The sequence below is a fragment of the Novosphingobium anseongense genome, from assembly GCF_037482895.1.
Classification (GTDB): Bacteria; Pseudomonadota; Alphaproteobacteria; order Sphingomonadales; family Sphingomonadaceae; genus Novosphingobium; species Novosphingobium anseongense.
In genome coordinates, this window is sequence record NZ_JBBHJZ010000002.1 from 785,239 (window position 1) to 811,849 (window position 26,611).

Genomic DNA, 26,611 nt, shown 5'->3' on the forward strand with positions numbered 1-26,611 from the left:
GGCATCGTCCGATGACGGCTCCCCTCACCGGACCCGAAACGGACGATGGCCTTCGACTAGCATCACGCGCGGCCGAAGCAAATCGCAAGAAGCACGATTTGCGTGAGTTTTCGGCAGGGAAAAGCCCCAAACGAGGCGTTTTTGCGCTGTCCGGCGGGCGATCACGGCCGACGCGGGGTCAGGCCACGCGTCAGCAGCCGCGTCAGGAAGGCGGCATAGTCTCCCCGGAGCCCGTGAGTCAGGCCCCGAGGCCGGTCGTCGTCGGGTCTGAGGCCCTCGGCAAATATGAGTTGGATCGTGGCACGCGCCGTGGCTTCGACATCGTCGATCGCCAACTCCCCAGCGGCCTTTGCTTCGCCGAGCAGCGCGGCCAGCGGTGCGAAGAAGATCTTGCGCGTCGCATCGAGCATTTCGGTCTTCAGCGCCGATATATATCCGTGATCGCGGCGCAGCAGGTGCTGGAGTGCCTGCGATTCCGGCCGGGTGATCGCGGCAAGCGCGGCTTCGATATAGTGAAGCAGACGTTCCTCTGCGGATCCGCCGCCTTCATACTGCAGCGCTTCGGCGTTGGTCAGCGCGTCGCGGATGATGCCGACGAAAAGCGCCTGCTTGTTCGGATAGCGCGCATAGAGCGACTTGCGCGAGAGCCCGGCCGCCTGGGCTATCGCATGCATCGTGGCCGCCTCACCATGCTCGAGCATCGCCTGTAGCGTCGCCTCGCGGATCGCGAGGTCGATCTCTGCCGTTTCGGTCAGCTTTGGCCGGCCCTTGCCGCGTATCCCAACAGCCATTCCCATCCTTTCAGCCTGGCTCCGTGAGCCTTAAGCGAGTGTCGGCATAAAAGAAACACGCTTGTTTATTTAATTGCGCGCTGCTAGTCGAGCGGCAGGACTGAAACGGATCGACTTTCACGACGATGGCGCGGCCGCGATATCTTGTCCCCGTTCTGTTCGCCGTCGGTTCGGTTGTTCTGGCCGGCTGCGCGCCGACGGTTCACCTGCCTTCTCCCGACACGCATCTGCCCACCGGTTTCGAAAAGCCGGCGCCCGTCGCGGCCGATGCCGTCGTGCTCGACCGCTGGTGGAACGGCTTCGACGACCCGCAGCTTACCGGCCTCATCGCCACCGCGCTCGATCGCAGTACCACGGCGCGCCTTGCCTATGCGCGGATCGTCGAGGCGCGCGCGACACGCCGCCAGAGTCGGGCCACGACCCTGCCCACCGGCAGCCTTTCCGCCACGGCCACCGAGCAGGGCAGCGAACGGCTTTGGGGCAACGGTCTTTCGCAGGGTGGCGGCGAAGCCTATCAGGCCACCTTCTACCCGAGCTGGGAAATCGATTTGTTCGGCCGGCTCGGCGCAATCCGTGAGCGTGCCGATCTCGACTATCGCGCCGCCGCGCTCGATTTCCACGGCGCGCGGCTGGCGCTTGCCGGCGACGTCGCCGCGGCGCTGTTCCAGGCGCGGTTCCTTGCGGTCCAGCTCGCGAACGCGCGCGACACATTGGGCATAGCGCGCGATCTGGCGCGCACCGGCGAGCTCGGCCGCGCGCGGGGGCTGACTTCGGGCCAGGATGCGGCCCGGCTCCAAGCCGATCTGGCGAGCGGCGAGGGCGAGGTCATCCGGCTCGAGGCCGAGCTGCGCGCCGCCAAGCGTTCGCTGCTGATCCTCATTGGCGATCCCGCCGCTGCGACCGACACGCTCGCGATCGAGGCAGCGCTGGCGCCGCCGCCAACCTTGCCCGAAACGACGCCGGGCCTGCTGCTCGCGCGACGGACCGACGTGCGTCGCGCCGAATTGGCGCTCGCCTCGGCCGCGCGCACGGTCGAGATCGACCGGCTCGCGCTCTTCCCGCGCTTCTCGATCCAGCCCGGTGCCGTGCTCAACGCCACCGACGCCGGCGGCACCGGGCTCTGGTCGCTCGCCGCAGGCATGACCTTGCCGATCCTTGACCGCGCGCGCCTGCTCGCCAGCCTGCGGATCAGCGAGGCGCGCGGGCAGCAGGCGGTGATCAGCTACGAACGCGCGGTGCAGGCCGCTTTCGGCGAGGCCGAGAACGCGACGACCCGTGTCGAGGCCGGGCGCCGACGGATCGTCCAACTCGTGCGCGCGACCGACGAAGCGCGCTTCGCCTTCGACGCCGCGCGGCGCGGTTATGCGGCCGGGCTGACCGATCTCACCACCCTGCTGCAAGCCCAGCGCGTTTGGCTGCAGAACCTCGCGACGCTCAATGCCGCGCGTTTCGGTCTGCTGTCCGACACCGTCACCGCCGTGCGCGCGCTCGGCGGCGGCTGGGACCCGCAGACCGATCTCGGCGCGCAGGCGCCGCTGCCGTCCTCCTCCGCGCCGACCACTCCGGAAGCCCCTTGATGCACCGTCTTCCCCTTACCGTTTCCGTCCTCGCCGTCGCGCTCGCTCTTGGCGGCTGCGGTAGGAAGACGTCGGATGCCAACAAGGAGCTGCCGCCCCAGACGGTCACAGTCGTCGCGGCCGCGCAGCACGACATCTCGGGCGCGCTGACCGCTTCGGGCCGCTTGATCCCGCGCGAGGAAATGGCGGTGGCCGCCGATCTCAACGGCTATCGCGTCGCGCGAGTCACGGTCGAGGAAGGCGCCTATGTGCGCCGCGGCACGGTGCTCGCCGTGCTCGACGACAGCCTGCTGCGCTCGCAGATCGACCAGGTCCGCGCAACGCTTTCGCAGCAGCAGGTCGCGGCCGAGCAGGCCGCGGCGCAAGCGATCCGTGTCGACGGGCTCGACAATCAGGGCGTGCTCTCGAAAGAGGCGATCGACAATCGCCGCTTCGCGGTGCGTTCGAGCCGCGCCGCCGCCGCTGCGACGCGCGCGCAGCTCAACGACCTGCTGACCCGCCAGAACCACCTGGCCATCCGCGCGCCGGCTGACGGCGTGGTGCTCGAGCGCACGGTGCGTCCCGGCGACACTTCGAGCACGGGCACGGCCATGTTCCGCATGGCGCGCGACAGCGAGATCGAGCTCTATGCCGAACTGCCTGAGAGCGACATCGCGCGCATCTCGGTCGGCGATCCGGCCGAGGTCGTGCTTGCCTCGGGCCGCCGGCTGACGGGCCAGGTGCGCCTGATCGGCATGCGCGTCGATTCCCAGACCGGGCTATCGATCGCGCGCATAACCTTGCCGCGCGATCCAGAGCTGCGCCAGGGTGGCTTCGCTCAGGCGCGCTTCACGCGGACCTTCTCGGTCCTTGCAGTGCCCGAGGCCGCCGTTCACTTCGACGCCGATGGCGCTTCGGTCCAGGTGATCGACGCCAAGGACAAGGTCAGCCGCCTGCGCGTACGCACCGGCCGCCGCGCGCAGGGACTGGTCGAGATCGTCTCGGGCCTCGCCGCCGGACAGCGCGTCGCCGTAAAGGGCAGTGCCTTCGTGCTCAACGGTGACAAGGTGAAGGTCGCGAAATGAAAATTTCCGCCTGGGCCATCCGTAACCCGATTCCGGTGGTCCTGCTCTTCATCATTCTGACCCTGTCGGGCACCGTGGCTTTCCTGCGGATGCCGATCAAGCAGTTCCCCAACGTCCAGCTGCCGATCGTCACGGTCTCGGTCACCCAGAGCGGTGCCGCGCCGACCGAGATGGAGAACCAGATCACCCGGCCGCTCGAGAACGCGCTGACGGGCGTCGCCGGGATCAAGAACGTCAGCTCGACCGTGACCACGGGCGTGTCGAGCACGACACTGGAATTCGAACTCGGCACCGATCTGCAGAAGGCGGTCGATGACGTCCGCACGATCGTCGAGCGCACGCGCGTGCAGCTGCCCTCGGGCATCGATCCGCCTTCGGTCCAGCGGCTCGACCTCGATAGCGCTCCGGTCATGACCTATGCGGTCTCTGCGCCGGCGATGGGCGAGACCGAGCTCGCGTGGTTCATCGACAACGACGTCGCGCGCGTGCTCCAAGCGCAGAGCGGCGTGGCCCAGGTCTCGCGCATCGGCGGCGCTGCGCGCGAGATCGTCGTCGTGCTCGATCCCGAGCGCATGGCCGCGCTCGACATCAACGCGTCGCAGGTGAATTCGGCGCTCGCCGCCTTCCACAGCGACAATCCCGGCGGCCGTGCGACGATCGGCTCGGTCGAGCAGACGATCCGCGTGATCGGATCTGCACAGGACGTCGCCGCGATCCGCGACCTGACGATCCCCGTCCAGGGGCGCTACGTGCGCCTTTCGGACATCGCCGAAGTCGGCGACGGCAAGGGCGAGGTGCGCGGCTTCGCGCGGCTCAACGGCCGGCCGGTGGTCGCGATCCAGATTTCGAAGACGAGCAACGCCAGCGACGTGACGGTCGACAATGCGGTCAAGGCCGGCGTCGCCAAGCTCGCGAAGGCGCATCCCGGGGTCACCTTCACCGAGATCGTCTCGACCGCAGACCAGACTCGCCGCGCATTCCACGCCACGCTCGACGTGCTGGTCGAAGGCATCGTCCTCGCCATCGTCGTCGTCTACCTGTTCCTGCGCGACTGGCGCGCCACGGCGATCGCGGCGACGGCCATGCCTTTGTCGCTGATCCCCACCTTCATCTTCATGGCTGCCATGGGCTTCAGCCTCAACGGCCTGACCCTGCTCGCGCTGACTCTGGTGATCGGTATCCTCGTCGACGACGCGATCGTTGAGATCGAGAACATCGAGAAGCGTATCGAACGTGGCGAATCGCCCTACCGCGCGGCGCTGATCGGTGCTGATTCGATCGGCCTTGCGGTGATCGCCACGACCGCGACGATCATCGCGGTCTTCGCGCCGGTCTCGGCGATCCCGGGCGAGATCGGCCAGTTCTTCAAGGAGTTCGGCCTTACCGTCGCTGCGGCCGTGACCTTCTCGCTGGTCGTCGCGCGCCTGCTCACCCCGGTCATGGCCGCCTATTTCCTGCTTCCGCTCGAACAGCGCGGATCGCACAGCACGGGTGGCGGGCTCCATCCGCAGCACAAACGCCTGCTCGACTGGGCCTTGGCGCGGCCCTGGACCTGCACCGCGATCGGCGGCGGGCTGTTCGTTCTGTCGCTGGCGCTCGGCGCGACCTTGCCCTTCGGCTTCCAGGCCGTGCCCAACCGCAACTACGTCTATCTCGCGGTCGAGGGCGCACCGGGCGCCAGCCGCGAGGACATGAGCGAGGCCGTGCAGAAGGCCACGCAGATGATTCGGCAGGAGCCCGACGTGGTCTCGGTCTTCGCGCAGGTCGGCTCGACCAGCGGCGGTTTCGGCGGCGGTGGTTCGGACCTGCGCAACGGAACGCTGACCGTGGTGCTCAAGCACGAGCGCGAGCACAGTTCCGAGCAATTCCAGGCCTTGCTCGCGCCGAAGCTGCGTCAGATTCCCGAGGCGCGATTCTACAACCAGGGCAATTTCGGCCAGGCAGCGGTCTCGGTGGTTCTCGCCGGTCAGGATGGCGCGGCGCTCGAGCGCGTGCAGATGCAGCTTCTGCGCGAGATGCGCGGGCTGTCCTCGGTCTCCGATCCGCGGCCGAGCCCTTCGGCACCCGGTCCCGAGCTGATCGTCACGCCGCGCCCGGCCGAAGCCGCGCGGCTCAACGTCGACAGCCGCGCCCTGGCCAACGTCCTGCGTATCGCCACGATCGGCGACATCGACGCGACGGTCGCGAAGTATCCCGCGGGCGAGCAATTGCTGCCGATCCGCGTTCGCCTGCCCGAACAGGCGCGCGACGATCTCGACACGATCGCCCAACTGCGCGTGCCCACGCGGGACGGCCGGACGACGCCCTTGTCGAGCGTCGCCGACTTCCGCTTCCAGTCGGGCCCCGGCCGCATCGTCCGTTTCGATCGCGAGCGCCGCATCTCGGTCGAGGCCGATCTCGCGGTGGGCGCGGTGATCGGCACGACCCTGGCCGACGTCCGCAAGCTGCCGATCATGAAGAACCTGCCCGCGGGCATCCACGAGGCCGATCAGGGCGTGAACCAGCAACTCGGCGAGCTGGTCATCGGCTTCTTCCTGGCGCTGGTCGCGGGCATCGGCCTGACCTTCACCGTGCTGGTCCTGCTGTTCCGCGGCTTCTTCAAGCCGATCGTCATCATGGGGGCTCTGCCGCTGTCGATGGTCGGGGCCTTCGCCGCGCTCAAGCTCGGCGGTTTCGCGCTCGAGTTGCCGGTGTTCATCGGCTTCCTGATGCTGATGGGGCTTTGCGCCAAGAACTCGATCCTGCTCGTCGAATTCGCGATCGAGGCCGAGCGCGCCGGCGCCTCGATGCGCGACGCGCTGATGGAAGCCTGTGCCCAGCGTACGCGGCCGATCATCATGACCTCTGTGGCAATGATCGCGGGCATGCTGCCGACGGCCTTCGCGGTCAGCGAAGGCTCCGAGTCGCGCCAGCCGATGGCCGTGGCGGTGATCGGCGGCATGCTGACCTCGACCGCGCTGTCGCTGTTCCTGGTGCCGGTGATCTACGAGATCATCGATATGTTCGATATGCGCATAAGGCCCAAGTTCGCCCGTTTCGTCACGCCCAAGCAGCCCGGTGACGATGATCCGCTTCCCGAAGAAGCACATGCCGGTTAAGCCATGGCCAGTCGTTCAACTTATAAACCATTTAATCCAAGGAGACCTGAAATGCGTAAAGTCCTTCTCACCGCCGCGCTCGCGCTTGCCCCGGTTCTCGCCGCGCCGGTCTTCGCCGCCGAGCCCGCCGCTCCGGCTGCTGCCGCCAAGCTCTCGGTCGAGACCACCGACCTCGGCACCCTGCTCGACGACGCCGGCGCCAAGGCCGTGCTGGCCAAGTACATTCCCGACATGATCAACAACGAACAGATCTCCATGGCGCGCGGCATGACCCTCAAGCAGCTCCAGGGCTTCGCCGGCGACGCGCTGACCGACGAGAAGCTGGCCGCGATCCAGGCCGATCTCGACAAGCTGCACAGCCACTGATCGCTGCGCGAGAGCGGAGGTGCTGCGTGCGCCTCCGCTCTTGTCCCGCGCCGCGATTTCCACGGCCTCGGCGCAATCGGATTAGACCTTGCCGATGCTTGGTGGCAGATACCGCCGCCATGCAGGCCCACCGGCACATCGCATTGGCATTTTCGCTCTGGCTGCTCACGCCGGGGATCGTCCATGCGCAATGGGTGAGCATCGATCCGGTCGGCCCGGCCGAGGAAGCCGACAGGATCGAGATCGAGCCGGTTCCCGTCACCGCCGATGCGATCTGGATGGCCGGCCTTCAAGGCGGCCTCATCGATCGCGACGGCGGCGCCAACAGTCCCTATGCCACGGCTTCGATCACGCGCTACAGCCAGCAGACCTATCTGCGCGCGGCCTTCACCGTCTATCGCAGCACCTTGCGGCAGGTCGATACGCCGCTGCCCTCGACCTATTACATCGGCTCGCTCGGCGCCGGCGGCAATTTCGACGACTGGGTTCTCGACGCCCACGTCAGCTATGGCCAGCAGCACTATGGGCTGATCCGCACCGCGATGACGACGGTCAAGAGCGGTTATGCTTCGACCAATTATGCCGCCGCCGGGGTCAGTCTCGGGCGCGTGATCCGGCCCGCCGCGCGGCTCTATCTGACGCCGACGGTCGAGGTCGAATATGTCGATACCAAGTCGCTGCACCACGGCTTCGATCTCGGTCGGCCGATCGACATCGAGGTGAACGAGCACATCTGGACCGGCGCGGCGACCTTGCGGCTCGATCGCACCTTCGGCGGCTACGAACAGAACTACTTCGGGATCGCCGCCTCGCATCATCGCACCAACACCGGCCTTACCCAGCTCTATCTGGCCTCGCCTGCGGGCATCGCGGTCGGCGGGGTGACGGATAGCGGCAAACCCTTTGCGCCGCCGCCCGATGGGGGTGATGTCATCGGCGGCGCACCGACCGGCCTCGTACTCGTGCGGACGCCCGACAACTGGCAGGAACTCGAGGCTTCGGGTACGATCCAGCTGAATCGGCGACTCTGGCTAGACGGTCAAATCCAGCGCAGCTTCGGCGCGATCGCCGGCGACAGCACGCGTGCGACCCTGGGCTTCCGGTTCCGCTTCTAGCGGGCGCGACGGCCCGGTTTGAACATCTGTTCAGTATCGGGATTGACAGTCTCGACACGATCGACAAGGAAGCACGAGACAGGCGCATTGGATACATTTTGGCGCCGGGCGAGGAATGGCAACATGGCACAGACGCTGGTCGGTAAAGTCGCGCTCGTAACGGGCGCATCCTCTGGCATCGGCGCGGGCACCGCGCTGGAACTGGCCAAGGCAGGCGCCACCGTGGCGCTCTCCGCGCGCCGCGCGGACAGGCTGGCCGAACTCGTCGCGCAGATCGAAGCGATCGGCGGAAAGGCGCTGGCATTGCCCGGTGACGCCACGGTCGAGGCCGAGGCGATCAAGGCGGTCGAGGATACGGTCGCCGCCTTCGGCCGGATCGACATCCTGATCAACTCCGCCGGGGTCATGCAGGCCGGCGGCATCCAGGGCGTGGACATCGCCGAATACCGTCGCGTCTTCGACATCAACGTCTTCGCCACGCTCTATTCGTGGTCGGCAGCCGTGCCGCACATGCTCGAACAGGGCGAGGGCGACATCATCAACATCACCTCGCTCGCCGGCCGCAAGGGCGGTCCCGAGACCAATGCCTATTCGGCAAGCAAGCATGCGGCCAATTCGATGACCGACGCCATGCGCCAGGAACTCGGCGGCAAGAACGTGCGCGTCGCTTACCTGATGCCGGGCGCGACGAGCACCGAGGTCGCCTCGGGCATATCGAACCCCAATTGGCGCAACGCGATCGCCGCCCACGTTGCCAAGGACGGCGCGGTCCAACCGTCGGAGATCGGCGAGGCGATCGTCTTCATGCTGTCGATGCCACGCCACGTGAACATATCCGAGATCACCGTGCGGCCGACGATCGATACGACTGCCTGATCACAAAGACAAAGCCGAGGCCGCGAGGCCGGATCGGATACCAAGGAGAGATGCAGTGGCTGGAAGACTCGAGAACAAGATCGCCGTGATCACCGGCGCCGGTTCGGGCATGGGCAAGGCGATGGCCGAACTGTTCACGGCCGAGGGCGCGCAGGTCGTGCTCGCCGACATCAGCGGCAAGCAGAACGAAGTCGCCGCCGCGATCAACGCCGCAGCGGGCACGGGTGCCAATGCCGTCCGCGCGATTGGGGTGCACTGCGACGTCTCGAACGAGGACGACGTCCAAAACATGATCGCCACGGCCGAGAAGGAGTTCGGCCGGCTCGACATCCTTTGCAACAACGCCGGCTTCGGCGGCCCGATGGCGCCGTTGCACAAGCAGACCAGCGAAATCTGGGACAAGGTCCACAGCACCAACATCAAGGGCGCCTGGCTCGGCATGAAATACGGTATCATCTCGATGATGAAGACCGGCGGCGGCGCGATCGTGAACACGACCTCGGCCTCGGGCGTGGTCGGGTGGAAGCACCACTCGGTCTACGGCGCTGCTAAGGCCGGCGTGAACCAGCTGACCAAGACCGCCGCGCTTGACTATGCGGACAAGAACATCCGGGTCAACGCGATCGCCCCGGGCACCATGTGGACCGGCCTCGTCGGCGCCTCGCAGACCCATGCCGAGCCGCCGGCCGACTTCCCCAAGCTCGCGGGCATTCCGATGGACCGCTGGGGCCTAGCGCGGGACATCGCCAATGCCGCGCTTTATCTCGCCAGCGACGAAGCCGCCTATGTCACGGGTGTGATCCTGCCCGTCGACGGCGGCTATTCGATCGGCTTCTCGGGCATGGGCGCCGAACGCCCGGGCATGACCTCGGTCAACGACGACGGCAGCTAATTTGTTCCTTGTATGTTCCTAGGTTCGGGTTAGGCTGCCGCCCTGATTCGAAGCGGAGGACATCATGCAAGCCAAAGGCCGCTGCCATTGCGGGGCTATCAGCTATGCCGTTGCGGGTGAGCCCGTCTATCACGCGCTCTGCCACTGCAGCGACTGCCGCCGCGCGACCGGGGCACCAGGGGTGTCCTGGGCCTTGTTCGCGCGAGAGGCGGTGACGATCGCGGGCGAACCCAAGGCCTACGCCTCGTCCGAACAGGCCCGGCGCCACTTCTGCGGTGATTGCGGGACAAGCCTGTTCTATACCAACGAGAGCGTGTTCCCCGGCCAGATCGACATTCAGAGCGCAACGCTCGACGATCCCGGCACGCTGCCGCTGCAATGCCATATCCAGACGGCCGAGCGCATCGTTTGGATGGAACACCCGCAGGACCTGCCACAGTTCGAGCGCTATCCGGCCGGCCCCGAAGGCTGACCCTCAGCGCAAGTGTCCAGGGCCGATCCGGTGGGAAAGCGGGCGGCCAGCCGCGAAATCGTCGAGGCTCGTCAAGGTTGTTTCGGCGATCGCGGTCAGGGCTTCTTCGGTAAGGAAGGCTTGGTGACCGGTGACGAGCACGTTGGGGAAAGTTAGCAGTCGCTGGAACAGGTCGTCCTGGACGATCTGGTCCGACAGGTCGCGGAAGAACAGATCGCCTTCCTGCTCGTAGACGTCGAGCGCGACCCCGCCGAGCTTTCCTTGCTTGAGCGCCTGGATCAGCGCGGCGGTGTCGATAAGTCCGCCGCGGCTGGTGTTGACGATCAACAGGCCAGACCGGACTTCTGCGAGCGTGCCAGCGTCGATCAGGTGATGCGTTTCGGGTGTCAGCGGGCAATGCAGCGTGACGATCTCGCTCTCGCGCAGCAGCTGGTCGCGCGGCACGTAGCGCACGCCCATCGCAACGAGCTCGGGATCCTGGACGGGGTCGCTCGCCAGCACTTCGCAGCCGAAGCCCGCGCGTAGAGTGCAGGCGACGAGCGCGCCGATCCGGCCCGTGCCGACCACGCCGGCGACTCTGCCGTGGAGATTGCGCCCGACGAGACCTTCGAGCGCGAAATTGTTCTCGCGCGTGCGCGCCCAGGCGCGGTGAATCTTGCGGTCGAGCGCGAGCAGCAGGCCCACAGTGAACTCGGCGACGGCGTGCGGCGAATAGGCGGGTACGCGCACCACGGGCAAGTTCAGCCGTTCGGCCGCGGCGAGATCGACGTTGTTGAAGCCCGCGCAGCGCAAGGCGATCACGCGAACGCCCAGGCCTGCGAGCGCGGCGAGCGCTCCGGCATCGAGGCTGTCGTTGACGAAGGCACAGACCGCGTCGCAGCCCGCGGCGAGCGCGGCGGTATGGGCGTCGAGCCGCGGTTCGAGGAACACGAGTTCGTGTGCGCCGGCGGTGTTCGCCGCCATCAGCGAGCGGCGATCGTAGGGCTGGGTTCCGAACACGGCGATGCGCATGGCCCGATGGTCCCGCGCTTCGGCTTTGCGGTCAAGCCATCAGCGCCCGCGCCTGGGCCACGCAGCGCGCCAGCCGTTCGCGTGGACCCAGGCCGCGCTCGGCCTCGGACCGGATCGGCACTTCGAGGCCCACGACGACGCCCGCAGGCACGTGGCGCAGGAAATCGGCCAGCGGCAGATCGCCGTCGCCGGGCGCGCGGCGTTCGTAGAGGGCTTCGATCATGTAGTCGTCGATCAGCGCGGGCATCGGGACGTCGCAGAGCTGGATATGGCCTATCACGGCCGGGTCGAGCGCCGCGAAATCCGCGACCGTGCCGCCGAAGCGAAAGAAGTGCATCGTGTCTACGAGCAGTTTGAAAGCCGGGTGCGACACCGCTGCGACCGCCGCCAGCCCCTTGTCGAGCCGCCGCAGTCCGCCAGCGCCCAGCTCGCTGGTGACGACCAGCGCGCGTTCGGCGGCGAGCTCGGTCAGCCGCGCGAACTGGGCATGGCTGCGCGCGACATCCCGCTCGAGGCTGACCGCGCAGATCGCCGCGGCGCCGAGCCCGGCGACCATGTCGAGATCGCGCGCGAAATCGTCCGCCTGGTTGTCGGGCAGGATCGCGAAGCCTTCGACCAGCCCGATGCGTACGCCGCTGTCGGCGAGCGCGGCTTTCATTTCGCGCTGGAGCGCCGCGTCGTGGCGGAACGAGACCGCCGGATAGGACGGTAGCCGGTTCGCCGGGCGGCCGAGGTTGAGCGTGACGTGGCTGCAACCCAGGTCGCCGGTCAGTTCGATCAGCGCGACCGGATCGAGCCCGAAAGTGCTCAGGCACTCGATGCCGAGAGGATTCATCGCGGCGCCGCGCTCAGTCGTCCCAGTGCGGCTCGCCGCTGGGCGTGTCGAACACCGTGCCTTTCGGGTCGAACGCGGTGCCGACATCGTGGACGTCGCAGATCACGGTGACCGTCGCGGTGCGATCGATGAAGCGGTCCTCGTCGGCGCGGAACAGGTGGTCCTTGTCGGGCTCCTGCATGATCTGGTAGATTTCCTGCAGCGCGTCCTCGCTGGGCAGGATCCATTCGGAGATCAGGTCCCAGGTCCAGTCCTGCTGGGCATAGCCGCTGCCCGCGACGCGCGAGTCCCCGCCGAACCAGGCCGTGTCGACGTAGTTGCGGCGATAGTCGCTGAACAGGTGGCCGCAGAACTTGAGCGCCATCGCCGCGTGCGAGCGCTCGAAATGGTCCTTGAACTGCGCGTGGGTCAGGTGCGGCTTGCGCTTGATGAAATGGAGCACCTTGTACATCGGCCGCTCCCTCTCAGGCGTCGAGGTCGGGCATCGCCGGGATCGGCTTGATGCCCTCGTCGACCCACAGGTATTCGGTGTAGTGGCCGAGCCGCTTGCGGGTGTCGACGTAGCAGAAGCACAGCTTGTCGTCGGGGCCGGGTTCGGCGGGGAACAGGTAGGCGAACTCGTCGCCGCTGGCGCGGACCTCGGCGAGCAGCGCCAGCCAGTTGTCGATCCCGCCCCGCACGGCGATGGCGATGTGGTGGTAGTTGAGGATGTGCGCGTCGAGATCAACCTCGTCGGTGTAGATCTCGATCGCGCCCGCGACCGGCTGGATGATCTCGAACTGGTTGCGCCCGACGTTGGCCATTGCTGCGCGGACCTTGAGCGGACGCATCTGTCCGAACGACATCAGCTCCATCTCGGCGTCGGTCGTGTGGAATTCGGTGATGCCCAGGTGCTCGCGGCAATGATCCATCGCCGCGTCGAGATCGCGCGTGATGTAACTCATCTGGAACAGCTCGCCGTAGCGCGCACCTATCGTCATCGATTGTCTCCCTCGATGAAAACAGTGCGCGCTATCTAAGCTGCCAGTCAACCCTTCGTGGGCTTCAATCCTTCACGGGAATGTCGTAGCGCTCGATATAGCTCTGGAAGCGCTCGCGCACGCCTTCCTTCGTCAGGCCGTATTCGGCGAGATCGTAAGAGTGTTTGCCGTGCTTGCCCTTCTGATTGTTAGCCATGTAGGCTTGCATCGCCGCGTCGGCGGCCGGCGTGAACGCCTCGTCGAAGCGGTCGTAGATGCCGCGGACCACGCCGATCGGGTCACGCACGACGTCGGCGTACTGGACGTCGTGGATCGCATTCTCGCCATGCTTGGCCTTGAAGGCGTCGGCGCGGTCGATCATCACCTGGAACGTGTCCATGAAGGTCTCGCCGATGCCCTTGAGATCGACCGAGTCACTGTAGATCGCACGGACGTGCTTGATCAGGCTGCAGATCGAGCCGACCACTTCGGCCGGATCGCGATGCGTCATGACGAGCTGGCTGTCGGGATAGGTCTCGTGCAGCGCATCGAGATAGAGCGGGTGCCAGGGGTTCTTGAGCGTCCAGCGACCCTTGGTGTTCTGCTGCAGCGCCTGCAGGGTGCGCTTGTGGTGGCGGAAGGCCGGGCGATAGTCGGCCTCGTGGAGGAACCACTGGCGATAGCTGGGAATGTCCGCCTGCGATTCGTAGACCTGCGCGCAGAAGCTCGGCGTCATCAGGAACTGGCACTCGGTCGGACTGTCGGCGTCCTCGTAGTGGATCGCGGCGATCTGCGGCATGTACTGCAGCGACATCTGCGTCTTGTCCTGCATCTTCTGATAGCGGGGACCGGCGCTGAGCTCGTGCGGCTGGGCGGGCGGGGTCGGGTCGTAGGCTTCCCAGCGCAGGAACGAGCGGCGCGCGGGATCGGCATTCAGCAGGTTGATCACCAAGGTCGTGCCCGTGCGCGGCAGGCCGAAGACGAACATCGGCTTTTCGATCGGCGCTTCGAGCAGTTCGGGATGCTTGGCGAGCCAGTCCTCGATCTTCATGCGGATGCCCATGTAGGTGACGAGGTCACCCTCGGCCATGGCGGCGCCACGCTCGGTGAAGCGGGCCTCGGTCGCATAGGCTTCGAGCAGGCGCCGTAGGCCTTCGAGCACAGAAGGATCGCCGAAATCGGTGAGACCGGTTTGGGCGGACGCGGCGGCGATGATTTTTTCGATGGTCATGTTGTGTTGATCTTGGCCCGCCGGCTAGGATCGAGTCTATCGCGGCCGCCAGACATAATATCGAATTACGGCCATGAATGCGAAGAAGGGGCGGACATGGACCTGAGCGACGTGCGGCATGCTTTCGTCACCGGCGGCGCGAGCGGCATCGGCCTGGGCATAGCCGAGGCCCTGGCGGCGCGCGGCGCGGCGGTGACCCTCGCCGATATCGACGCCGCTGCCCTCGCACTGGCGACTGCCGGCCGTGAGCGCTTCCGCGGTGTCGTGCTCGACGTGCGCGACCGCGAGGGCTGGGTGCGCGCCAAGGCAGAAGCCGAGGCGGCGCTCGGTCCGGTCGACGTGCTGGTCAACAACGCCGGCATCGGCCCCGACGGCGCGGCGATCGCCGACCTGACGCCCGAGAGCTTCGATCGCATCATCGGCATCAACCTGACCGGCGTGTTCAACGGCGTCGCGACCTTCGCGGCCGACATGCGCGCCGCGGGGCGCGGCCATGTGGTCAACGTCGCTTCGGTCGCGGGGCTCTTCGCCAGCGCGCCGGGGGTTTCGGCCTATGCCGTCGCCAAGTTCGGCGTCGTCGCGCTCAGCGAAACCCTGCGTAGCGAGCTCGCACCGCACGGTGTCGGCGTCTCGGTGCTCTGCCCGGGCTTCGTGGCGACCAACATCATAGCCAACACCGCGCGCCTGAGCGGAATCGCCAGCGACTATGATGGTGACACGGTTCCGGGCACGGGTATGAGTCCGACGGAGGCGGGCGAGATCGTTGCGCGCGGGATCGCTGCGAACCGCCTCTACATCCTGACTCATCCCGAGATGTGGCCGATGATCGAGGCGCGCCACGCCGCGATCGCCGCCGATTTCGCCGCGGCCAGTGCCGAGCAGGGCGCGGTGTTCTGACGCGCATGGGACTCGCCTCGCGCAGGTGGCGCGGCTAGGCCGGTGGCATGGACGCACCCCGCCGCAACAAGGGCTTCGACGAGACCCACCAGGAACTGCTAGAAACCGCGGTGCGGCTGATCTCCGAGCGTGGGGTCGATGCCCTGTCGATCGCCGCGTTGGCGCGCGAGATGGGTATCAATCGCACGACGGTCTATTATCATTTCGATAGCCGCGAGGCGCTGCTCCACGCGGTATCGAGCTGGGCGACCGCGCAGCTCGGCCGCGGCACCGACGTCAACCTGAGCCAGCCCGAGCGCATCGGGCTGATTAGCCGCTTCGCGATCGAGAACCCCGAGCTGATCAAGCTATGGATCGACGATTTCGTCTCGGGCAAGGACATTCGCGACAGCTATTCGGGATGGAACGCGCTGGTGGAAGGGACTGCCCAGCGGCTGGCCGAGGAGCATCCGGACGAGGACATCGACGCCGAGGTCTATTGCGTGATGCTGATCGCCGCCTCGGTCATCGGTCCGCGGGTCTATCGCAACAGCGTCAACCCCGCGGCGACGACCGAGCAGATCGTCGCCAAATTCGTCCGTGAGCACCAGCGCGTTCTCGCGCGCGACGGGGTGACGGCGAAGAGTTAGGCGTCGCTCAGCAGTTCGGCGTCGGAGCGGTCCTTCGAACCGCTGTAAATGCGCGAGCGCCTTGGGGCAGGCGTCGAAGAAGGTCCGCACCGTCGCGTCGGCGAAACCCGAGCTGGCCTTCACTGACCGGCTCGTCGACGCAAGCGCTTGAAAGCCGACAGCTTTCTTTCGCGCGCCTGTTGGCTGCCGGGCAGCGCGTGGATAGACTGTCACAAACGACGGGGAGCGAGCAGTCATGACCGATCTGGCCGAGCGGCTCGACCGCCTCGAAGCGCGCAATGCGGTGGCGGAACTGATCTACACCTATGCCCGCCACATCCGTCGTGACGAGCCCGATCAGGTTTCCGCGCTGTTCCTGCCCGACGGCACGTTCGAGATCCGCGACGGTCATCCCGACCAACCCGAATTCACCGTCCGCGAATTCCATCGCAGTGCGCAGGAGGTCCACGACTACATGGCGCCGGCCAAGGGGCGTCGACACCCCTTGCCGTTGATCCGCAACCTGATCGTCGAAATCGATGGCGATACGGCCATGGCGAACAGCGTGATGGACGCCAAGATTTACGGCACGCCGCATACGACGATGGGCGAGTACCGCGACGTCTGCCAGCGGGTCGACGGGCGCTGGTACTTCAAGGCGCGGCTGTTCACGATCTATAAGGACGCCTCGGCGGTTTGAGCATCCTCCCCGGCACGGGGAGGGGGACCGCCGACGCAGTCGGTGGTGGAGGGGGCTCGGCTGGCGTTGTGTTCCGCCGAGCTCCCCTTCGTCAGCCCTGCGGGCTGTCAGCTCCTCGTACTGGGGAGGATCAGCGTTCCTGCACCTTCACGCCGCCGAACATCATGCCTTCGGCGGGCCCGCGCAGGACGTCCATCGGGAAAACCGGCGGCACCGCGCTGACGGCCTCGAGCCGCGCGAGCTGATCGGCCGAGATGTCGACCGCGAGTGCGCCGAGGTTGTCCTCGAGCTGCTCGGGCGTACGCACGCCAATCACCGGCGAGGCGACCGCTGGATTGGTCAGGGTCCATGCGACGGCGAGCTGCGCCGGGGTGCAGCCGATTTCCTTGGCGACTTCGACCACCACGTCGGCGATGTCGAGGTTGCGCTCGGTCAGCTTGCCGGTGACGGCGTTGATCGCCTTGCGCGAGGAGATGTCGCTCATGTCGCCGGGCTTGAGATCGGCGCGCGTGTATTTGCCGGTGAGCATGCCCTGGCCGAGCGGCGCCCAGGGCGAGACGCCGAGGCCCATTTCCTGAGCCATCGGGATCAGCTCGCGCTCGACCGTGCGCTCGACCAGACTGTATTGGATCTGCAGCGCGCAGAACTGGGTCCAGCCGCGCAGTTCGGCGATCGCCTGCATGCGGCTCGCCTGCCAGGCGGGCGTGTCCGACAGGCCGATGTAGAGAACCTTGCCCGCGCGGACGAGGTCGTCGAAGCTGCGCAGGATCTCGTCGACCGGCGTGCGGAAGTCCCACATGTGCAGATAGAGCAGGTCGATGTAGTCGGTGCCCATCCGCTTGAGGCTGTCCTCGACCGAGCGGACCATGTTCTTGCGGTGGTTGCCCGAGGCGTTGGGATTGCCCGGCTCGGTGGTCAGCGAATACTTGGTCGAGATCACCATGCGGTGGCGGCGATCGGCGACGAGTTCGCCGAGCAGGGTCTCCGAGCCGCCGTGCTGGCCGTAGAAGTCGGCCGTGTCGATGAAGTTGCCGCCGCGGTCGGTGAACGTATCGACCAGGCGCTTGGCCTCCTCGTCGCTCGATCCCCAGGAACCCTGACCGACGCGAAAGGTCATCGTGCCCAGCGCCAGCGGGGACACGCGCAGGCCCGAGCGGCCCAGCAGGCGATAGTCGTCGAGTTGCAGCGGCATCGTCATTCTCCCGAGAGTTGTCTTCAGTCTGGTTTGTCCGGGTCCGCCCTGTCGCGCGCGAAACCGCCTGTCGACATGCGGGTGAACTGCCTTGCCACTTCGGACAAATCGGCCTGCGCAACGGTGCCGTCCTCGCCGAAGTGGCGATCCATGGCGATCGCGAAGGTCATGCCGAAGATCGTCAGGCCGACGAAGTCGAGGTCGAGCCCGTCGCGTACGAGGCCTTCGAGAATCTCGCCGCGCTTGTGGATCAGCGGCGCGATGTGCTCGCGGTAGAGCTGCTGGCCGAGGTCGGGGTCGCTGAACAGCGCCGCGGTGAACAGTGGGAAGATGCGGATCATGTCCTCGACGTGCCGTGTGGCGGAAACCTGGGCCAGGGCCGCCAGTTCGTCGGGCGAGGTCGCCGCCTCGTAGGTCTCGCGCCGGGCGTGCATGCCGCGCATGGCGTCGATCAGCGGCTGGACCACGGCTTCCTGGAACAGCGCTTCCTTCGATTCGAAATGCTCGAAGATCGTCGCCTGGTTGACCGCGGCGGCGGCGGCGATGTCACGCGTGCGCGCGCCCTTGAGGTTCGAGCGCGAGAAGACCTCCTGCGCCGCCGCGATGATCGACTTGCGGCGCTCGGCTGCCGGCAGATAGGCGCGGCGGGGGCGGTTCTTGGTCGTGTCCTTTGGGGCCTTCTTCGCAGAGTCCACGTGCAATCCCTTGTCGTCGCTCCCGCGAAGGCGGGAACCTCCTTCGGATCGTTACGCGAGCTTCGCGCAAAGGCCAAAGGTCCGCGACTTCGCGGTGATGGCACGACTAGCAAGACGGTCTGCCAGATACAACCAACCATTTGGTTGATTTTATGCCAAGGTGGTCGCATGATGCGAATCGCGCTGCCGGAGAGGCGGCCTGGAAGTCCTGAACAACAGGCACGGGAGAGCACAGATGGCGACAACCGCCCCGCCCAAGGACAATACCGTCGAGCGCGAAGCCGAGCGCTGGATGAACGATCCCTACGAGCACTTCGGATACCACAACACGCGCATCCATTCGTTGCCGCGGGAGGAAGTCGAAGCTGTCCAGCTCGCCGCGATGAACCTGCGGCTCAAGGAGCGCCGCGGCGAAGTGCAGATGCTCGCCAAGCTCGCCGACGCGCAGGGGATCGACGAAGTTTCGAGCCTCGAAGGCCTCGCGCCGCTGCTGATGCCGCACGACATCTACAAGTCCTACCCGACCTCGCTGCTCGCCAAGCAGCAGTTCGGCAAGCTCAACGGCTGGCTCGGCAAGCTGACGCGGCACGACCTGAGCGGGGTCGACGTCTCGCAGTGCGATTCGATCGATTCCTGGCTGACCAAGATCCGCGACGAGACCCCGCTCGACGTCGGCGCCTCGTCGGGCAGCTCGGGCACCTGCTCGTTCTACCCGAAGTCGAAGCGCGACTACCGCCTGTCGATGATGGGCATGCGGGTCCAGCTCGCGCAGAAGTTCGGCGAGGATCCCCAGCCCGGCGACATCGACGGCAAGATCCATGCGATCATCCCGCTCTACAAGGACGGTCACGCCTCGATGGGCGCCTTCGGCAAGTATAGCTGCGAGATCTTCGCCAAGGGCGATCCCGATTTCTGGCACTACTGCTTCGACTTCAAGCTGAGCTCGGACCTGATGTGGCTGGCCGCGCGCCTGCGCGCCGCGGCGGCCAAGGGCGACGTCTCCAAGGTCGACGTGCCCGCGACCCTGCTCGCGCGCCGCGCCGAGTGGGAGCAGCAGCAGGCCAACATGCCCGCCCAGCAGCTCGCCTTCGTCAACGAGATGATCGGCAAGCTGCAGGGCCAGCGCGTCTTCGTGATGAGCACGTCGAACCTGCTCTACGCCGCGGCCAAGCGTGGGCTCGAAGAGGGCCTGTCGGGGGTCTTTGCGCCGGATTCGGTGTTCATGGGCGGCGGCGGCGCCAAGGGCGTGCCGCTGCCCGACGACCTCGAGGAGGTGATCGAGAGGTTCTTCAACACCAAGCGGATGATCTCGTCCTACGGCATGACCGAGATGAATTCGTTCTCGGTCCTCTGCGAACACGATCGCTATCACGTGCTGCCCTGGGTCACGCCCTATCTGCTCGATCTCGACAGGGGCCAGCCGCTGCCGCGCTCGGGCCAGCAGACCGGCCGCGCCGCCTTCTTCGACATGACCGCGGAATCGTGCTGGGGCGGGCTCGTCACGGGCGACCTCGTCACGATCGACTGGGACCATCCCTGCGAATGCGGGCGCACGTCCTACGCGATGGAAAAGAAGATCAACCGCGTCAGCGAAATCCAGGGCGGGGACGACAAGATCTCCTGCGCCGCCACGCCGGGGGCCCAGGCCGAGGCGATGGAATTCCTGACGGGCTTTGGAGGATGAGCGACATGATGGCCAAGCGACCCATTTCCTACGCCGTGCTGCGCGGCGAGGTCGTCGAGACCGATCTGATCGAGTTCGGCGGCCGCGGCGGCGACATCACCTTCCTCGCGCCCGATCCGCACAAGATCTCCGATCGCATTCCGCTGGCGAGCCCGCGGCTGATGGAGGACATGTATTCCATCCCGTTCGACGGCATCCTCGACTACCTGGCCGAGCTCGGGCCGCGGCTCGAGCTCAGCCGGAACCCCTACATGCAGGAGGCGCTCGAATATTCGTACGACACCGCGCCTTCGACCAAGCCGATCGTCGATGCCTTCTACCACGACCTGCCGTTCATGTTCGACAAGGAGCGGATTCGGAAGATGGTCGATTTCAACATCGGCATCGATCATCTCGAAGGCTGGGTCGAGCAGCAGCTCAACGGCTGCACCGTCGGCATCCGCGCCTACGGTTCGCGCCAGCTCCACATCGTCGCGGGCAACGGTCCGGTGCTCGGCGCCTTGACGGTGATCCGCGGCGCGGTGACGCGCGGCGACATGATCGTCAAGGTGCCGTCGAACGATCCGTTCACCACGGGCGCGATCGCGCGCACGATGGTCGACATGGCGCCCGATCATCCGATCACCAAGCATCTCGCGGTCGCCTATTGGCGCGGCGGCGACGAGGCGCTGGAGAGCAGGATCTACCAGCCGCACAACATCGAGAAGATCTGCGCCTGGGGCGGCTTCGCCTCGGTCAAGCACGTCACCAAGTACATCCAGCCGGGCATCGAGCTGATCAGCCTCGATCCCAAGCGTTCGGCCTCGATCATCGGCAAGGAAGCACTTGAAAGCCCCGAGACGATGGCCGAGGTCGGCGCGCGCATCGCCGCCGACTTCGCCCCCGGCAACCAGGTCGCCTGCTCGTCGAGCCGTCTCGTCTACGTGATGTGCGGAACGGAAGACGAGGATATCGAGAAGCTCAAGCAGCTCGGCCAGGCGACCTACGACGCGATGATGAGCCTGCCCGAGGTGATCTCGACCAAGCCCAAGCGCTACGATCCCGATCTCAAGCGACAGGTCGATACCCTGCGGCTCAACGACGATTTCTATACGGTGATCGGCGGCAAGGACGGTGAGGGGGCGATCCTCATCTCGCACACTTCTGACCGTGTCGAGTTCTGGGAATACCTGGGCGACCGGACGATCAACATTATCCCGGTCGACACGCTCGACGAGGTGCTCGACGTGGTCGACGCCTATACCCAGACCGTCGGCGTCTGGCCCGACAACCTATGGGATACGGTCCGGCACAAAGGCGCCTTGCATGGTGGCCAGCGCTTCGTTGAGCTGGGCTACGGATTCAACGGCGCCGGGTTGGTCGGCCCGCAGGACGGCATCGAGCCGATGCGCCGGATCGTGAAGTGGATCGTTTCCGAAAAGCCTTCGGCCGACAAGGTGCCGCTCTGGGGCGACACCGCCAAGGACGTGAAGATGCTGGCGTAGCGCGGGGACGAGAGGACGGGACAGGGGCGGCCATCGCGCCGCCCCTTCTGGCGTCAGGCCAAGGTCACACCCAGCGCCCGCGCCAGAGCGTCCATGCGCCAGCGGATCGCCTGCTGCGTCTGCGGCGCGGTCTGCGCGAGCCCGAAACCGTGGTAGGCGCCCGGAATGACGTGCAGTTCGACGGGCACGCCCACGCGCGCCAGGCGGCGGGCATATTCGAGATCCTCCTCGAGGAAGAGATCGAGCGCGCCCACCATGATGTAAGCTGGAGGCAGGCGCGAGAGGTCGCGCGTCCGCGCCGGAGCCATGGCTTCGGATACGTCCGGCCCGCCCGGCTCGGTGCCGAGCAGCGAGCGCCAGCCAAAGCGGTTCATCTCCGGCGTCCAGCCGAAATCGCCGCAATAGGGATGCGGATCGGCGGCGCTGCAGGTGCGATCGTCGAGCATCGGGAAGTCGAGCAGCTGGAAGCAGATCGCCGGGCCGGCCTGGTCGCGCGCGTGGATCGCCAGCGCTGCCGCATGACCGCCGCCCGCGCTGCCGCCGGCGATGGCGATGCGCGTCGGATCGACGCCGAGTGCTCCGGCATTGTCATGCAGCCAGGTCAGCGCGGCGTAGCAGTCGTGCAGCGCGCCGGGCCACACGGTTTCGGGCGCGAGCCGGTAATCGACCGAAACGACGACACAGCCGAGCTGCAGGGCGAGCGCGCGGTTGCCCGCGTCGCCCATGTCGGCATTGCCGATGACGAAGCCGCCGCCGTGGATTTCCAGGATCGCCGGGCGGGGCGCGGTTGCGACGCCCGGCGGGGTGTAGATCAGGATGCGCACGTCGGGATCGCCGGGATGCCCCGCTATCAGGCGCTCCTCGTGCTCGACCGCAACCAGCTCGGGCGGCAGCGGCGGCCGTTCGGCGCCGAAGATGTTGCCGCGGTAGGGTTCTATCCCGGCGCCGAAATCGATCTTCGGGAAATAGTCGAGCGCCGCCCGGAGTTCGGGGGCGACCAGGTCGAGGCGGTCGGTCATCGGTATCTCCCGGTTATCGTCCTGTCTGGTCGACGATCGCCTGAATGGCGCCGGCGAACCAGGCGACGATGTGTTCGCGTTCGTCCGGGCTCGGCGGACGCAGCGGCAATTGCCGCAGATAGCTGACCAGCCCCGTCGCCAGCATCGCCATCTCGAGCGAGCGCGCGCGGCCGTCGGCGCCACCGAGCCACTTGGCGACGGGGGCCACGGTCTGGCTCTCGAAGACTTTTGCCGCAATCGTCGCGGCCTCGGGATCGCCGGCGGCGAGCGCAATCATCAGCGGCGGGCGGACGGCATTGGCGGGATCGAGCAGGGCTTCGGCCAGGCTGCGGCCGATCGTCTCGCGCGGCTGCGCAAAGACCGCGTCGATCGGCATGGCCGCGGTCAGCGCCGCCTCGAACAGTCCGGCCTTCGAGCCGAAGTAGCGCAGCAGCAGGGTCGAACTCGTGCCGGCCATGCCGGCGATTTCGCGGATGCCCGTGTGCGAATAGCCGGTCTCGGAGAAAGCGCGCTGCGCCGCCTCGAGAATGCGCGCGCGGGTCGCGGCGGCGTCGCGCTTGCGGGGAGGTGTCGTCATGGCATCCACGCCTTGCGTGCTAGCGCGATCCTTGACTTGGGCGCAAGCGGAGGACAAGTTATCGATCGATAACTTTTCCGGGGAGTGTGAGAATGGCGACCTTCGTATTGGTCCATGGCGGCGGGCATGGCGGCTGGTGCTATCAGCCCGTGGCGCGACGGCTCCAGGCCAAAGGGCACATCGTCTACGCCCCGTCGCTGCCCGGCATGGGCGAGCACACGCACCAGCGCCATCCCGATATCGACCTCGACACGCACATCGACGACGTCGTCGCCCTGCTGCAGTGGGAGGACCTGACCGAGGCCATCCTCGTCGGTCATTCCTATGGGGGCATGGTCATCACCGGTGTAGCCGACCGGGCGCCACAGCGCGTCGGCCACCGTGTCTACCTCGACGCCGCCTATCCGCGCGACGGGGAATCGCTGCACGAACATGCCTTCGCCAACATCGAGGGCGCGCGGCAGGGGCTCTATGTCGAGAACGGCGTCGAGCTCGTGATGAAGCCCGATCCGATCCATCCGGGTTTCTTCGGCATCCACGATCCCGCGCTCGCGCAGTGGACCTACGAACGCCTGACGCCACAGCCGTGGGCCTGCTTCTCGCAGAAACTGGTGCTGCGCAACGAAGCGGCGATGCGCGCGCTGCCCGAAAGCCACATCATCTGCACCCCGACGATCCCCGGCCGCGACATGGACCTGCTGCGCGCGCGTTCGCAGGGCCGCGTCTGGGACATCGACACCGGCCACGACCTGATGCTGACCGAGCCCGACTGGGTGACCGAGCGCCTGCTCGAGGTCGCTGCGACGATGGGGTGAATTCCCGGCCGACCGATGCGATCAGTGCGAGGTCTCTCGCACCAGCGCGGCCTCGATCGCGACGCGGATCGCTTCTGACGTGTGCGCGGCGCCGATCTTGGTCAGCATCTTGGCGCGGTGGATCTCAACGGTGCGCGGGCTGATCGCGAGCTGTTCGGCGATCGATCGGTTCGAATGGCCCGCGGCCATGCCGACCAGCACCTCGCGCTCGCGCTGGGTCAGGCGCTCGATCCGGCTGCGCGCAACGGCTTCGCGCAGGCGCGCGTGGCCGACGTTCTCGGCGCGGTCGTCGGCGGTCATCAGCATGTGATCGAGCTCGGCATCGTCGAACGGCCAGGCCAGATAGTCGATCGCGCCGCCCAGCACCGCTTCGACGATCCGGCGCGGGGCCGGCTTCTCGCCGAAGGCGACGACGGGCAGCCAGTTGCCCGACTGCACGAGCTGTTCGGTCAGTTGGACGATAGCCGTACCGTTGTCGTGGATCATGATCAGGCCCTGGCGTGGCCAGTGGCCGCCGAGCTCGGCGACCGTTTCGAACGGTTCGACATGGACGCCGCGACCGGAAAGATAGTGGGAAATGGCCGCCCGGCGCCGCAGATCGCCATCCACAAGGATGATGTGCCTCGCACTGTCCATCCGATGCACCCTAGCAAGTTCTGCGCGGGATGGATGCGAAATTCGTCCGGTTGACCGGTCGAATTGCTCGATAGCGGATGTATATCCTCGCGCGGGCGAAAGCTAATTCGCCCGCAGGAAGATCAGTTCGTCTGGTTGGACAGGTTCATCGCCTGCGAGATCTCGAGAAAGTCCTGACGGATCGTGCCGAGGACCTTGGCATCGAAATTGAGCGCGCTGTCGAGGATCGCGCGACGGGCGGCCTCGTAGAGGTGAGTCAGGGCCTGCGCCGTCGCATCACTGCCGCTGACGCCCATTTTCAACGCCGTGATGGCCGAAAGTGCGCGCGTCAAGGCCTTGCTCTTGAGGCTGTTGTCGCCGCGGTCCTGCGCGAAGATCGCGGAGCCCAGCGAAGAGACGAGCTGTTCGTAGCACAGCCCGACCAGATGCCTGGGGTCGGCGCCTTCGACGCGTGCGTCGAAGTCGACGCGGCGGTAGGCTTCATTGGGGGATCGGATCGCCAGCACGGTTCAGCCTTTTAGTTGTTGTTCGTGCCATTCCAGGCGGCGATCTGGTTCTTCAGGAAGCTCAGCGTCGATTTCGAAGCGCCGACCTGGCTGTCCGAAGCGGAGAAGCGCGCTACGAGCTGCTTGCGCAGCACTTCCTGCTTGTCGGACAGCGACGTGAGGTCTTCGCTGGCCTTGGTCTTCTGCTTCGTCATCGCGGCGATCGAGTTGGCCAGCGTCGCGCCGTAGCTCTTGGTTTCCGTGCTGATCGACGACATGTTGCGCGAAATTTCGCTGATCGTCGCGTCGACACCGTTGAGGCCGTTGGTGAACATCGCCGCGGTGGCTTGGGGATCGGCCTTGAGCGTTGCGGTCAGGCGCGCGCTGTCGAGCGTGAAAGTGCCGTCCTTCTGGATCGAGACGCCGAGGTCCGCGAGGCTGCGCGGCGTCCCCTCGGGTGCGTTCGGCATGATCACCTTGCTGGTGAGCTGCTGCATCGTGCGTCGCAGCGCCAGTGCGCCGCTGTCGCGAGACAACTCACCGGTCTTCGAATCGGTCAGCGTGTTGAGCTGGGTGATGATCTCGTTGAGCGCGGCGGTCAGGTCCGTCATCGCCTCGGTGATCGAGGAACTCGGATCGGTGAAGGTCACCGTCGTCGGCACACCGGTGTTGGTGCCGGTGAGGTTCAGTTCGACGCCCGGAATGGCGTCGGTGACCTTGTTGCTGGCCGAGGTGACGGGCAGGCCATCGAGCTTGAAGCTCGCGTCGCCGGCGGTGGTGATCAGGCGGTCGGGGGCTGCCGTAGCCGGATTGGCGGCCAGTAGGCCGAGATCGCCGGAAGTCACGTCCGCGTCGATCTTGAAGGCGCTGGCCGTGCCGGTGGAGCCTTTGAGCACCAGCTTGGCGCCGTCGGTCGTGTTCGAGACGTAGGCGGTGATGCCCGCGTTCTTCGCATTGATCAGGTTGGCGACGTCGGTCAGCGTCTGGCCGGCGGTCACGTCGATTTCGATCGCGGGGGCAGTGCCGGCGTTGAAGGTGGTGCCGTTGACCGTGCCGAGCGAGATCGTCAGCTTGCCCTCGCCAGCCAGGCTGGTCGCCGAATCGAACTTGGCGCTTGCCAGGGTCTGCGAGGTGGCGAGCTTGGTCACTTCGAGCGAGTAGCTGCCCTTGGCGATCGTCGTGCCCGACAGCGTCGCTTTGGCGACCGCGGAATTGGCGAGCTGCGGCTGCGACGAAAGGTCACCGGCGCGGACGCGCGAGTTGAGCGAGCTGGCGAGGTTCGAGATCGCGCTCTTGAGCGTCGAGGCGGCCGAGATCTGCGCTTCGAGCTTTTCGGACTGGGTGGTCAGCCGGTCCTTCTTCGCCGCGAACTGGGCTTGGGCCAGGCTGGTCGCCAGCCCCGCCATGTCGACGCCGCTGCCCGCGCCGAGCGAGGTGAGAAGCTGCTGCGTCGCGGTCTGGGTGACCGACTGGGTCGAGCTGACTGAAGTTGCCATGGTTTCTAAAACGGCTTTGCGCCGCTCCCGTTAAGA

Annotated in this window: 27 protein-coding genes; 14 read left to right on the top strand and 13 right to left on the bottom strand. The window is 66.5% G+C overall.

From position 1 onward, the window contains the following. Nucleotides 1-161 precede the first annotated feature (161 nt). Nucleotides 162-791, bottom strand: a complete 630-nt coding sequence (locus WG901_RS12485; RefSeq protein ID WP_339587396.1) for a TetR/AcrR family transcriptional regulator — start codon at nt 789-791, stop codon at nt 162-164. Between the two features lie 125 nt (nt 792-916). On the opposite strand from WG901_RS12485, the gene WG901_RS12490 reads away from it, so the two are divergent. The 8 genes from WG901_RS12490 (at nt 917) to WG901_RS12525 (ending at nt 10,251) form a co-directional block, all read left to right on the top strand. Continuing rightward, the gene (locus WG901_RS12490) at nt 917-2,368 is read left to right on the top strand and encodes an efflux transporter outer membrane subunit (protein WP_339587397.1); all 1,452 of its coding nucleotides are present in this window, start codon (nt 917-919) and stop codon (nt 2,366-2,368) included. Continuing rightward, nucleotides 2,368-3,432 (top strand): efflux RND transporter periplasmic adaptor subunit, encoded by a 1,065-nt coding sequence (locus WG901_RS12495; RefSeq protein WP_339587398.1) that lies wholly within the window; start codon nt 2,368-2,370, stop codon nt 3,430-3,432. Before WG901_RS12490 ends, WG901_RS12495 begins: the two co-directional genes overlap by 1 nt. Continuing rightward, on the top strand, nt 3,429-6,530 hold the full coding sequence (locus WG901_RS12500) for an efflux RND transporter permease subunit (RefSeq protein WP_339587399.1): 3,102 nt from the start codon (nt 3,429-3,431) through the stop codon (nt 6,528-6,530). The genes WG901_RS12495 and WG901_RS12500 overlap by 4 nt, the downstream gene beginning before the upstream one ends. A gap of 51 nt (nt 6,531-6,581) precedes the next feature. Beyond that, nucleotides 6,582-6,896, top strand: a complete 315-nt coding sequence (locus WG901_RS12505; protein WP_339587400.1) for a hypothetical protein — start codon at nt 6,582-6,584, stop codon at nt 6,894-6,896. A 101-nt stretch (nt 6,897-6,997) separates the two neighbouring features. Then, nucleotides 6,998-8,011: a hypothetical protein gene (locus WG901_RS12510; RefSeq protein WP_339587401.1), complete on the top strand. Its 1,014-nt coding sequence runs from the start codon at nt 6,998-7,000 to the stop codon at nt 8,009-8,011. Nucleotides 8,012-8,134: 123 nt separating this feature from the next. Beyond that, a complete protein-coding gene (locus WG901_RS12515; RefSeq protein ID WP_339587402.1) occupies nt 8,135-8,887 on the top strand; it encodes an SDR family oxidoreductase in 753 nt (250 codons plus the stop codon). 55 nt (nt 8,888-8,942) lie between these two features. Further along, the gene (locus tag WG901_RS12520; protein ID WP_339587403.1) at nt 8,943-9,779 is read left to right on the top strand and encodes an SDR family NAD(P)-dependent oxidoreductase; all 837 of its coding nucleotides are present in this window, start codon (nt 8,943-8,945) and stop codon (nt 9,777-9,779) included. Between the two features lie 64 nt (nt 9,780-9,843). Beyond that, the gene (locus WG901_RS12525) at nt 9,844-10,251 is read left to right on the top strand and encodes a GFA family protein (protein WP_339587404.1); all 408 of its coding nucleotides are present in this window, start codon (nt 9,844-9,846) and stop codon (nt 10,249-10,251) included. 3 nt (nt 10,252-10,254) lie between these two features. Here WG901_RS12525 and WG901_RS12530 read toward each other — a convergent pair whose 3' ends face one another. The 5 genes from WG901_RS12530 to WG901_RS12550 form a co-directional block, all read right to left on the bottom strand. Further along, nucleotides 10,255-11,262, bottom strand: a complete 1,008-nt coding sequence (locus WG901_RS12530; protein ID WP_339587405.1) for a 2-hydroxyacid dehydrogenase — start codon at nt 11,260-11,262, stop codon at nt 10,255-10,257. Nucleotides 11,263-11,293: 31 nt separating this feature from the next. Continuing rightward, the gene (locus WG901_RS12535) at nt 11,294-12,097 is read right to left on the bottom strand and encodes a sugar phosphate isomerase/epimerase family protein (RefSeq protein ID WP_339587406.1); all 804 of its coding nucleotides are present in this window, start codon (nt 12,095-12,097) and stop codon (nt 11,294-11,296) included. 13 nt (nt 12,098-12,110) lie between these two features. After that, nucleotides 12,111-12,548, bottom strand: coding sequence for an EthD domain-containing protein (locus WG901_RS12540; RefSeq protein ID WP_339587407.1), 438 nt, complete (start codon nt 12,546-12,548; stop codon nt 12,111-12,113). 13 nt (nt 12,549-12,561) lie between these two features. Continuing rightward, on the bottom strand, nt 12,562-13,077 hold the full coding sequence (locus tag WG901_RS12545) for a VOC family protein (RefSeq protein ID WP_339587408.1): 516 nt from the start codon (nt 13,075-13,077) through the stop codon (nt 12,562-12,564). 64 nt (nt 13,078-13,141) lie between these two features. Then, entirely contained in the window at nt 13,142-14,287 is a 1,146-nt protein-coding gene (locus WG901_RS12550; protein ID WP_339587409.1) for a sulfotransferase family protein, read from the bottom strand. Nucleotides 14,288-14,383: 96 nt separating this feature from the next. On the opposite strand from WG901_RS12550, the gene WG901_RS12555 reads away from it, so the two are divergent. The 3 genes from WG901_RS12555 to WG901_RS12565 all read left to right on the top strand — a co-directional run bounded on the left by WG901_RS12555 (nt 14,384) and on the right by WG901_RS12565 (nt 16,492). Next, the gene (locus WG901_RS12555; protein ID WP_339587410.1) at nt 14,384-15,184 is read left to right on the top strand and encodes an SDR family oxidoreductase; all 801 of its coding nucleotides are present in this window, start codon (nt 14,384-14,386) and stop codon (nt 15,182-15,184) included. A 47-nt stretch (nt 15,185-15,231) separates the two neighbouring features. Next, entirely contained in the window at nt 15,232-15,813 is a 582-nt protein-coding gene (locus WG901_RS12560) for a TetR/AcrR family transcriptional regulator (RefSeq protein ID WP_339587411.1), read from the top strand. A 235-nt stretch (nt 15,814-16,048) separates the two neighbouring features. Then, nucleotides 16,049-16,492, top strand: coding sequence for a nuclear transport factor 2 family protein (locus WG901_RS12565; RefSeq protein WP_339587412.1), 444 nt, complete (start codon nt 16,049-16,051; stop codon nt 16,490-16,492). A 130-nt stretch (nt 16,493-16,622) separates the two neighbouring features. On the opposite strand, the gene WG901_RS12570 is transcribed toward WG901_RS12565, so the two are convergent. Both WG901_RS12570 and WG901_RS12575 read right to left on the bottom strand, forming a co-directional pair. Next, nucleotides 16,623-17,684 carry an aldo/keto reductase gene (locus WG901_RS12570; protein ID WP_339587413.1) on the bottom strand — a complete coding sequence of 354 codons (1,062 nt, stop codon included), beginning with the start codon at nt 17,682-17,684 and terminating at the stop codon, nt 16,623-16,625. A gap of 23 nt (nt 17,685-17,707) precedes the next feature. Next, on the bottom strand, nt 17,708-18,379 hold the full coding sequence (locus tag WG901_RS12575) for a TetR/AcrR family transcriptional regulator (protein ID WP_339587414.1): 672 nt from the start codon (nt 18,377-18,379) through the stop codon (nt 17,708-17,710). A gap of 235 nt (nt 18,380-18,614) precedes the next feature. On the opposite strand from WG901_RS12575, the gene WG901_RS12580 reads away from it, so the two are divergent. Beyond that, complete coding sequence (locus WG901_RS12580) at nt 18,615-20,063, top strand: hypothetical protein (protein WP_339587415.1); 1,449 nt, start codon at nt 18,615-18,617, stop codon at nt 20,061-20,063. Between the two features lie 8 nt (nt 20,064-20,071). Then, on the top strand, nt 20,072-21,547 hold the full coding sequence (locus WG901_RS12585) for an acyl-CoA reductase (RefSeq protein ID WP_339587416.1): 1,476 nt from the start codon (nt 20,072-20,074) through the stop codon (nt 21,545-21,547). Nucleotides 21,548-21,600: 53 nt separating this feature from the next. On the opposite strand, the gene WG901_RS12590 is transcribed toward WG901_RS12585, so the two are convergent. Further along, nucleotides 21,601-22,566 carry an alpha/beta hydrolase gene (locus tag WG901_RS12590; RefSeq protein ID WP_339587417.1) on the bottom strand — a complete coding sequence of 322 codons (966 nt, stop codon included), beginning with the start codon at nt 22,564-22,566 and terminating at the stop codon, nt 21,601-21,603. A gap of 13 nt (nt 22,567-22,579) precedes the next feature. Further along, nucleotides 22,580-23,143 (bottom strand): TetR/AcrR family transcriptional regulator, encoded by a 564-nt coding sequence (locus WG901_RS12595; RefSeq protein ID WP_339587418.1) that lies wholly within the window; start codon nt 23,141-23,143, stop codon nt 22,580-22,582. 92 nt (nt 23,144-23,235) lie between these two features. Between WG901_RS12595 and WG901_RS12600 the strand changes: the two genes are divergently transcribed. Next, nucleotides 23,236-23,958: an alpha/beta fold hydrolase gene (locus tag WG901_RS12600; protein WP_339587419.1), complete on the top strand. Its 723-nt coding sequence runs from the start codon at nt 23,236-23,238 to the stop codon at nt 23,956-23,958. Between the two features lie 21 nt (nt 23,959-23,979). Here the strand turns inward: WG901_RS12600 and WG901_RS12605 are convergent, their stop codons facing one another. The 3 genes from WG901_RS12605 to fliD all read right to left on the bottom strand — a co-directional run bounded on the left by WG901_RS12605 (nt 23,980) and on the right by fliD (nt 26,575). Further along, entirely contained in the window at nt 23,980-24,594 is a 615-nt protein-coding gene (locus WG901_RS12605; RefSeq protein ID WP_339587420.1) for a response regulator transcription factor, read from the bottom strand. A 122-nt stretch (nt 24,595-24,716) separates the two neighbouring features. Further along, nucleotides 24,717-25,100 carry a flagellar export chaperone FliS gene (locus WG901_RS12610; protein ID WP_339587421.1) on the bottom strand — a complete coding sequence of 128 codons (384 nt, stop codon included), beginning with the start codon at nt 25,098-25,100 and terminating at the stop codon, nt 24,717-24,719. 11 nt (nt 25,101-25,111) lie between these two features. Then, nucleotides 25,112-26,575, bottom strand: coding sequence for a flagellar filament capping protein FliD (gene fliD, locus WG901_RS12615; RefSeq protein WP_339587422.1), 1,464 nt, complete (start codon nt 26,573-26,575; stop codon nt 25,112-25,114). Between the last annotated feature and the right edge of the window lie 36 nt (nt 26,576-26,611).

What these genes read in the sequence shown, in the direction of transcription:
- WG901_RS12485 (WP_339587396.1), bottom strand. Translation starts at nt 791, where the DNA reads ATGGCTGTTGGGATACGCGGCAAGGGCCGGCCAAAGCTGACCGAAACG.
- WG901_RS12490 (WP_339587397.1), top strand. Translation starts at nt 917, where the DNA reads ATGGCGCGGCCGCGATATCTTGTCCCCGTTCTGTTCGCCGTCGGTTCG.
- WG901_RS12495 (WP_339587398.1), top strand. Translation starts at nt 2,368, where the DNA reads ATGCACCGTCTTCCCCTTACCGTTTCCGTCCTCGCCGTCGCGCTCGCT.
- WG901_RS12500 (WP_339587399.1), top strand. Translation starts at nt 3,429, where the DNA reads ATGAAAATTTCCGCCTGGGCCATCCGTAACCCGATTCCGGTGGTCCTG.
- WG901_RS12505 (WP_339587400.1), top strand. Translation starts at nt 6,582, where the DNA reads ATGCGTAAAGTCCTTCTCACCGCCGCGCTCGCGCTTGCCCCGGTTCTC.
- WG901_RS12515 (WP_339587402.1), top strand. Translation starts at nt 8,135, where the DNA reads ATGGCACAGACGCTGGTCGGTAAAGTCGCGCTCGTAACGGGCGCATCC.
- WG901_RS12525 (WP_339587404.1), top strand. Translation starts at nt 9,844, where the DNA reads ATGCAAGCCAAAGGCCGCTGCCATTGCGGGGCTATCAGCTATGCCGTT.
- WG901_RS12530 (WP_339587405.1), bottom strand. Translation starts at nt 11,262, where the DNA reads ATGCGCATCGCCGTGTTCGGAACCCAGCCCTACGATCGCCGCTCGCTG.
- WG901_RS12535 (WP_339587406.1), bottom strand. Translation starts at nt 12,097, where the DNA reads ATGAATCCTCTCGGCATCGAGTGCCTGAGCACTTTCGGGCTCGATCCG.
- WG901_RS12540 (WP_339587407.1), bottom strand. Translation starts at nt 12,548, where the DNA reads ATGTACAAGGTGCTCCATTTCATCAAGCGCAAGCCGCACCTGACCCAC.
- WG901_RS12545 (WP_339587408.1), bottom strand. Translation starts at nt 13,077, where the DNA reads ATGACGATAGGTGCGCGCTACGGCGAGCTGTTCCAGATGAGTTACATC.
- WG901_RS12550 (WP_339587409.1), bottom strand. Translation starts at nt 14,287, where the DNA reads ATGACCATCGAAAAAATCATCGCCGCCGCGTCCGCCCAAACCGGTCTC.
- WG901_RS12555 (WP_339587410.1), top strand. Translation starts at nt 14,384, where the DNA reads ATGGACCTGAGCGACGTGCGGCATGCTTTCGTCACCGGCGGCGCGAGC.
- WG901_RS12560 (WP_339587411.1), top strand. Translation starts at nt 15,232, where the DNA reads ATGGACGCACCCCGCCGCAACAAGGGCTTCGACGAGACCCACCAGGAA.
- WG901_RS12565 (WP_339587412.1), top strand. Translation starts at nt 16,049, where the DNA reads ATGACCGATCTGGCCGAGCGGCTCGACCGCCTCGAAGCGCGCAATGCG.
- WG901_RS12570 (WP_339587413.1), bottom strand. Translation starts at nt 17,684, where the DNA reads ATGCCGCTGCAACTCGACGACTATCGCCTGCTGGGCCGCTCGGGCCTG.
- WG901_RS12580 (WP_339587415.1), top strand. Translation starts at nt 18,615, where the DNA reads ATGGCGACAACCGCCCCGCCCAAGGACAATACCGTCGAGCGCGAAGCC.
- WG901_RS12585 (WP_339587416.1), top strand. Translation starts at nt 20,072, where the DNA reads ATGGCCAAGCGACCCATTTCCTACGCCGTGCTGCGCGGCGAGGTCGTC.
- WG901_RS12590 (WP_339587417.1), bottom strand. Translation starts at nt 22,566, where the DNA reads ATGACCGACCGCCTCGACCTGGTCGCCCCCGAACTCCGGGCGGCGCTC.
- WG901_RS12595 (WP_339587418.1), bottom strand. Translation starts at nt 23,143, where the DNA reads ATGACGACACCTCCCCGCAAGCGCGACGCCGCCGCGACCCGCGCGCGC.
- WG901_RS12600 (WP_339587419.1), top strand. Translation starts at nt 23,236, where the DNA reads ATGGCGACCTTCGTATTGGTCCATGGCGGCGGGCATGGCGGCTGGTGC.
- WG901_RS12605 (WP_339587420.1), bottom strand. Translation starts at nt 24,594, where the DNA reads ATGGACAGTGCGAGGCACATCATCCTTGTGGATGGCGATCTGCGGCGC.
- fliD (WP_339587422.1), bottom strand. Translation starts at nt 26,575, where the DNA reads ATGGCAACTTCAGTCAGCTCGACCCAGTCGGTCACCCAGACCGCGACG.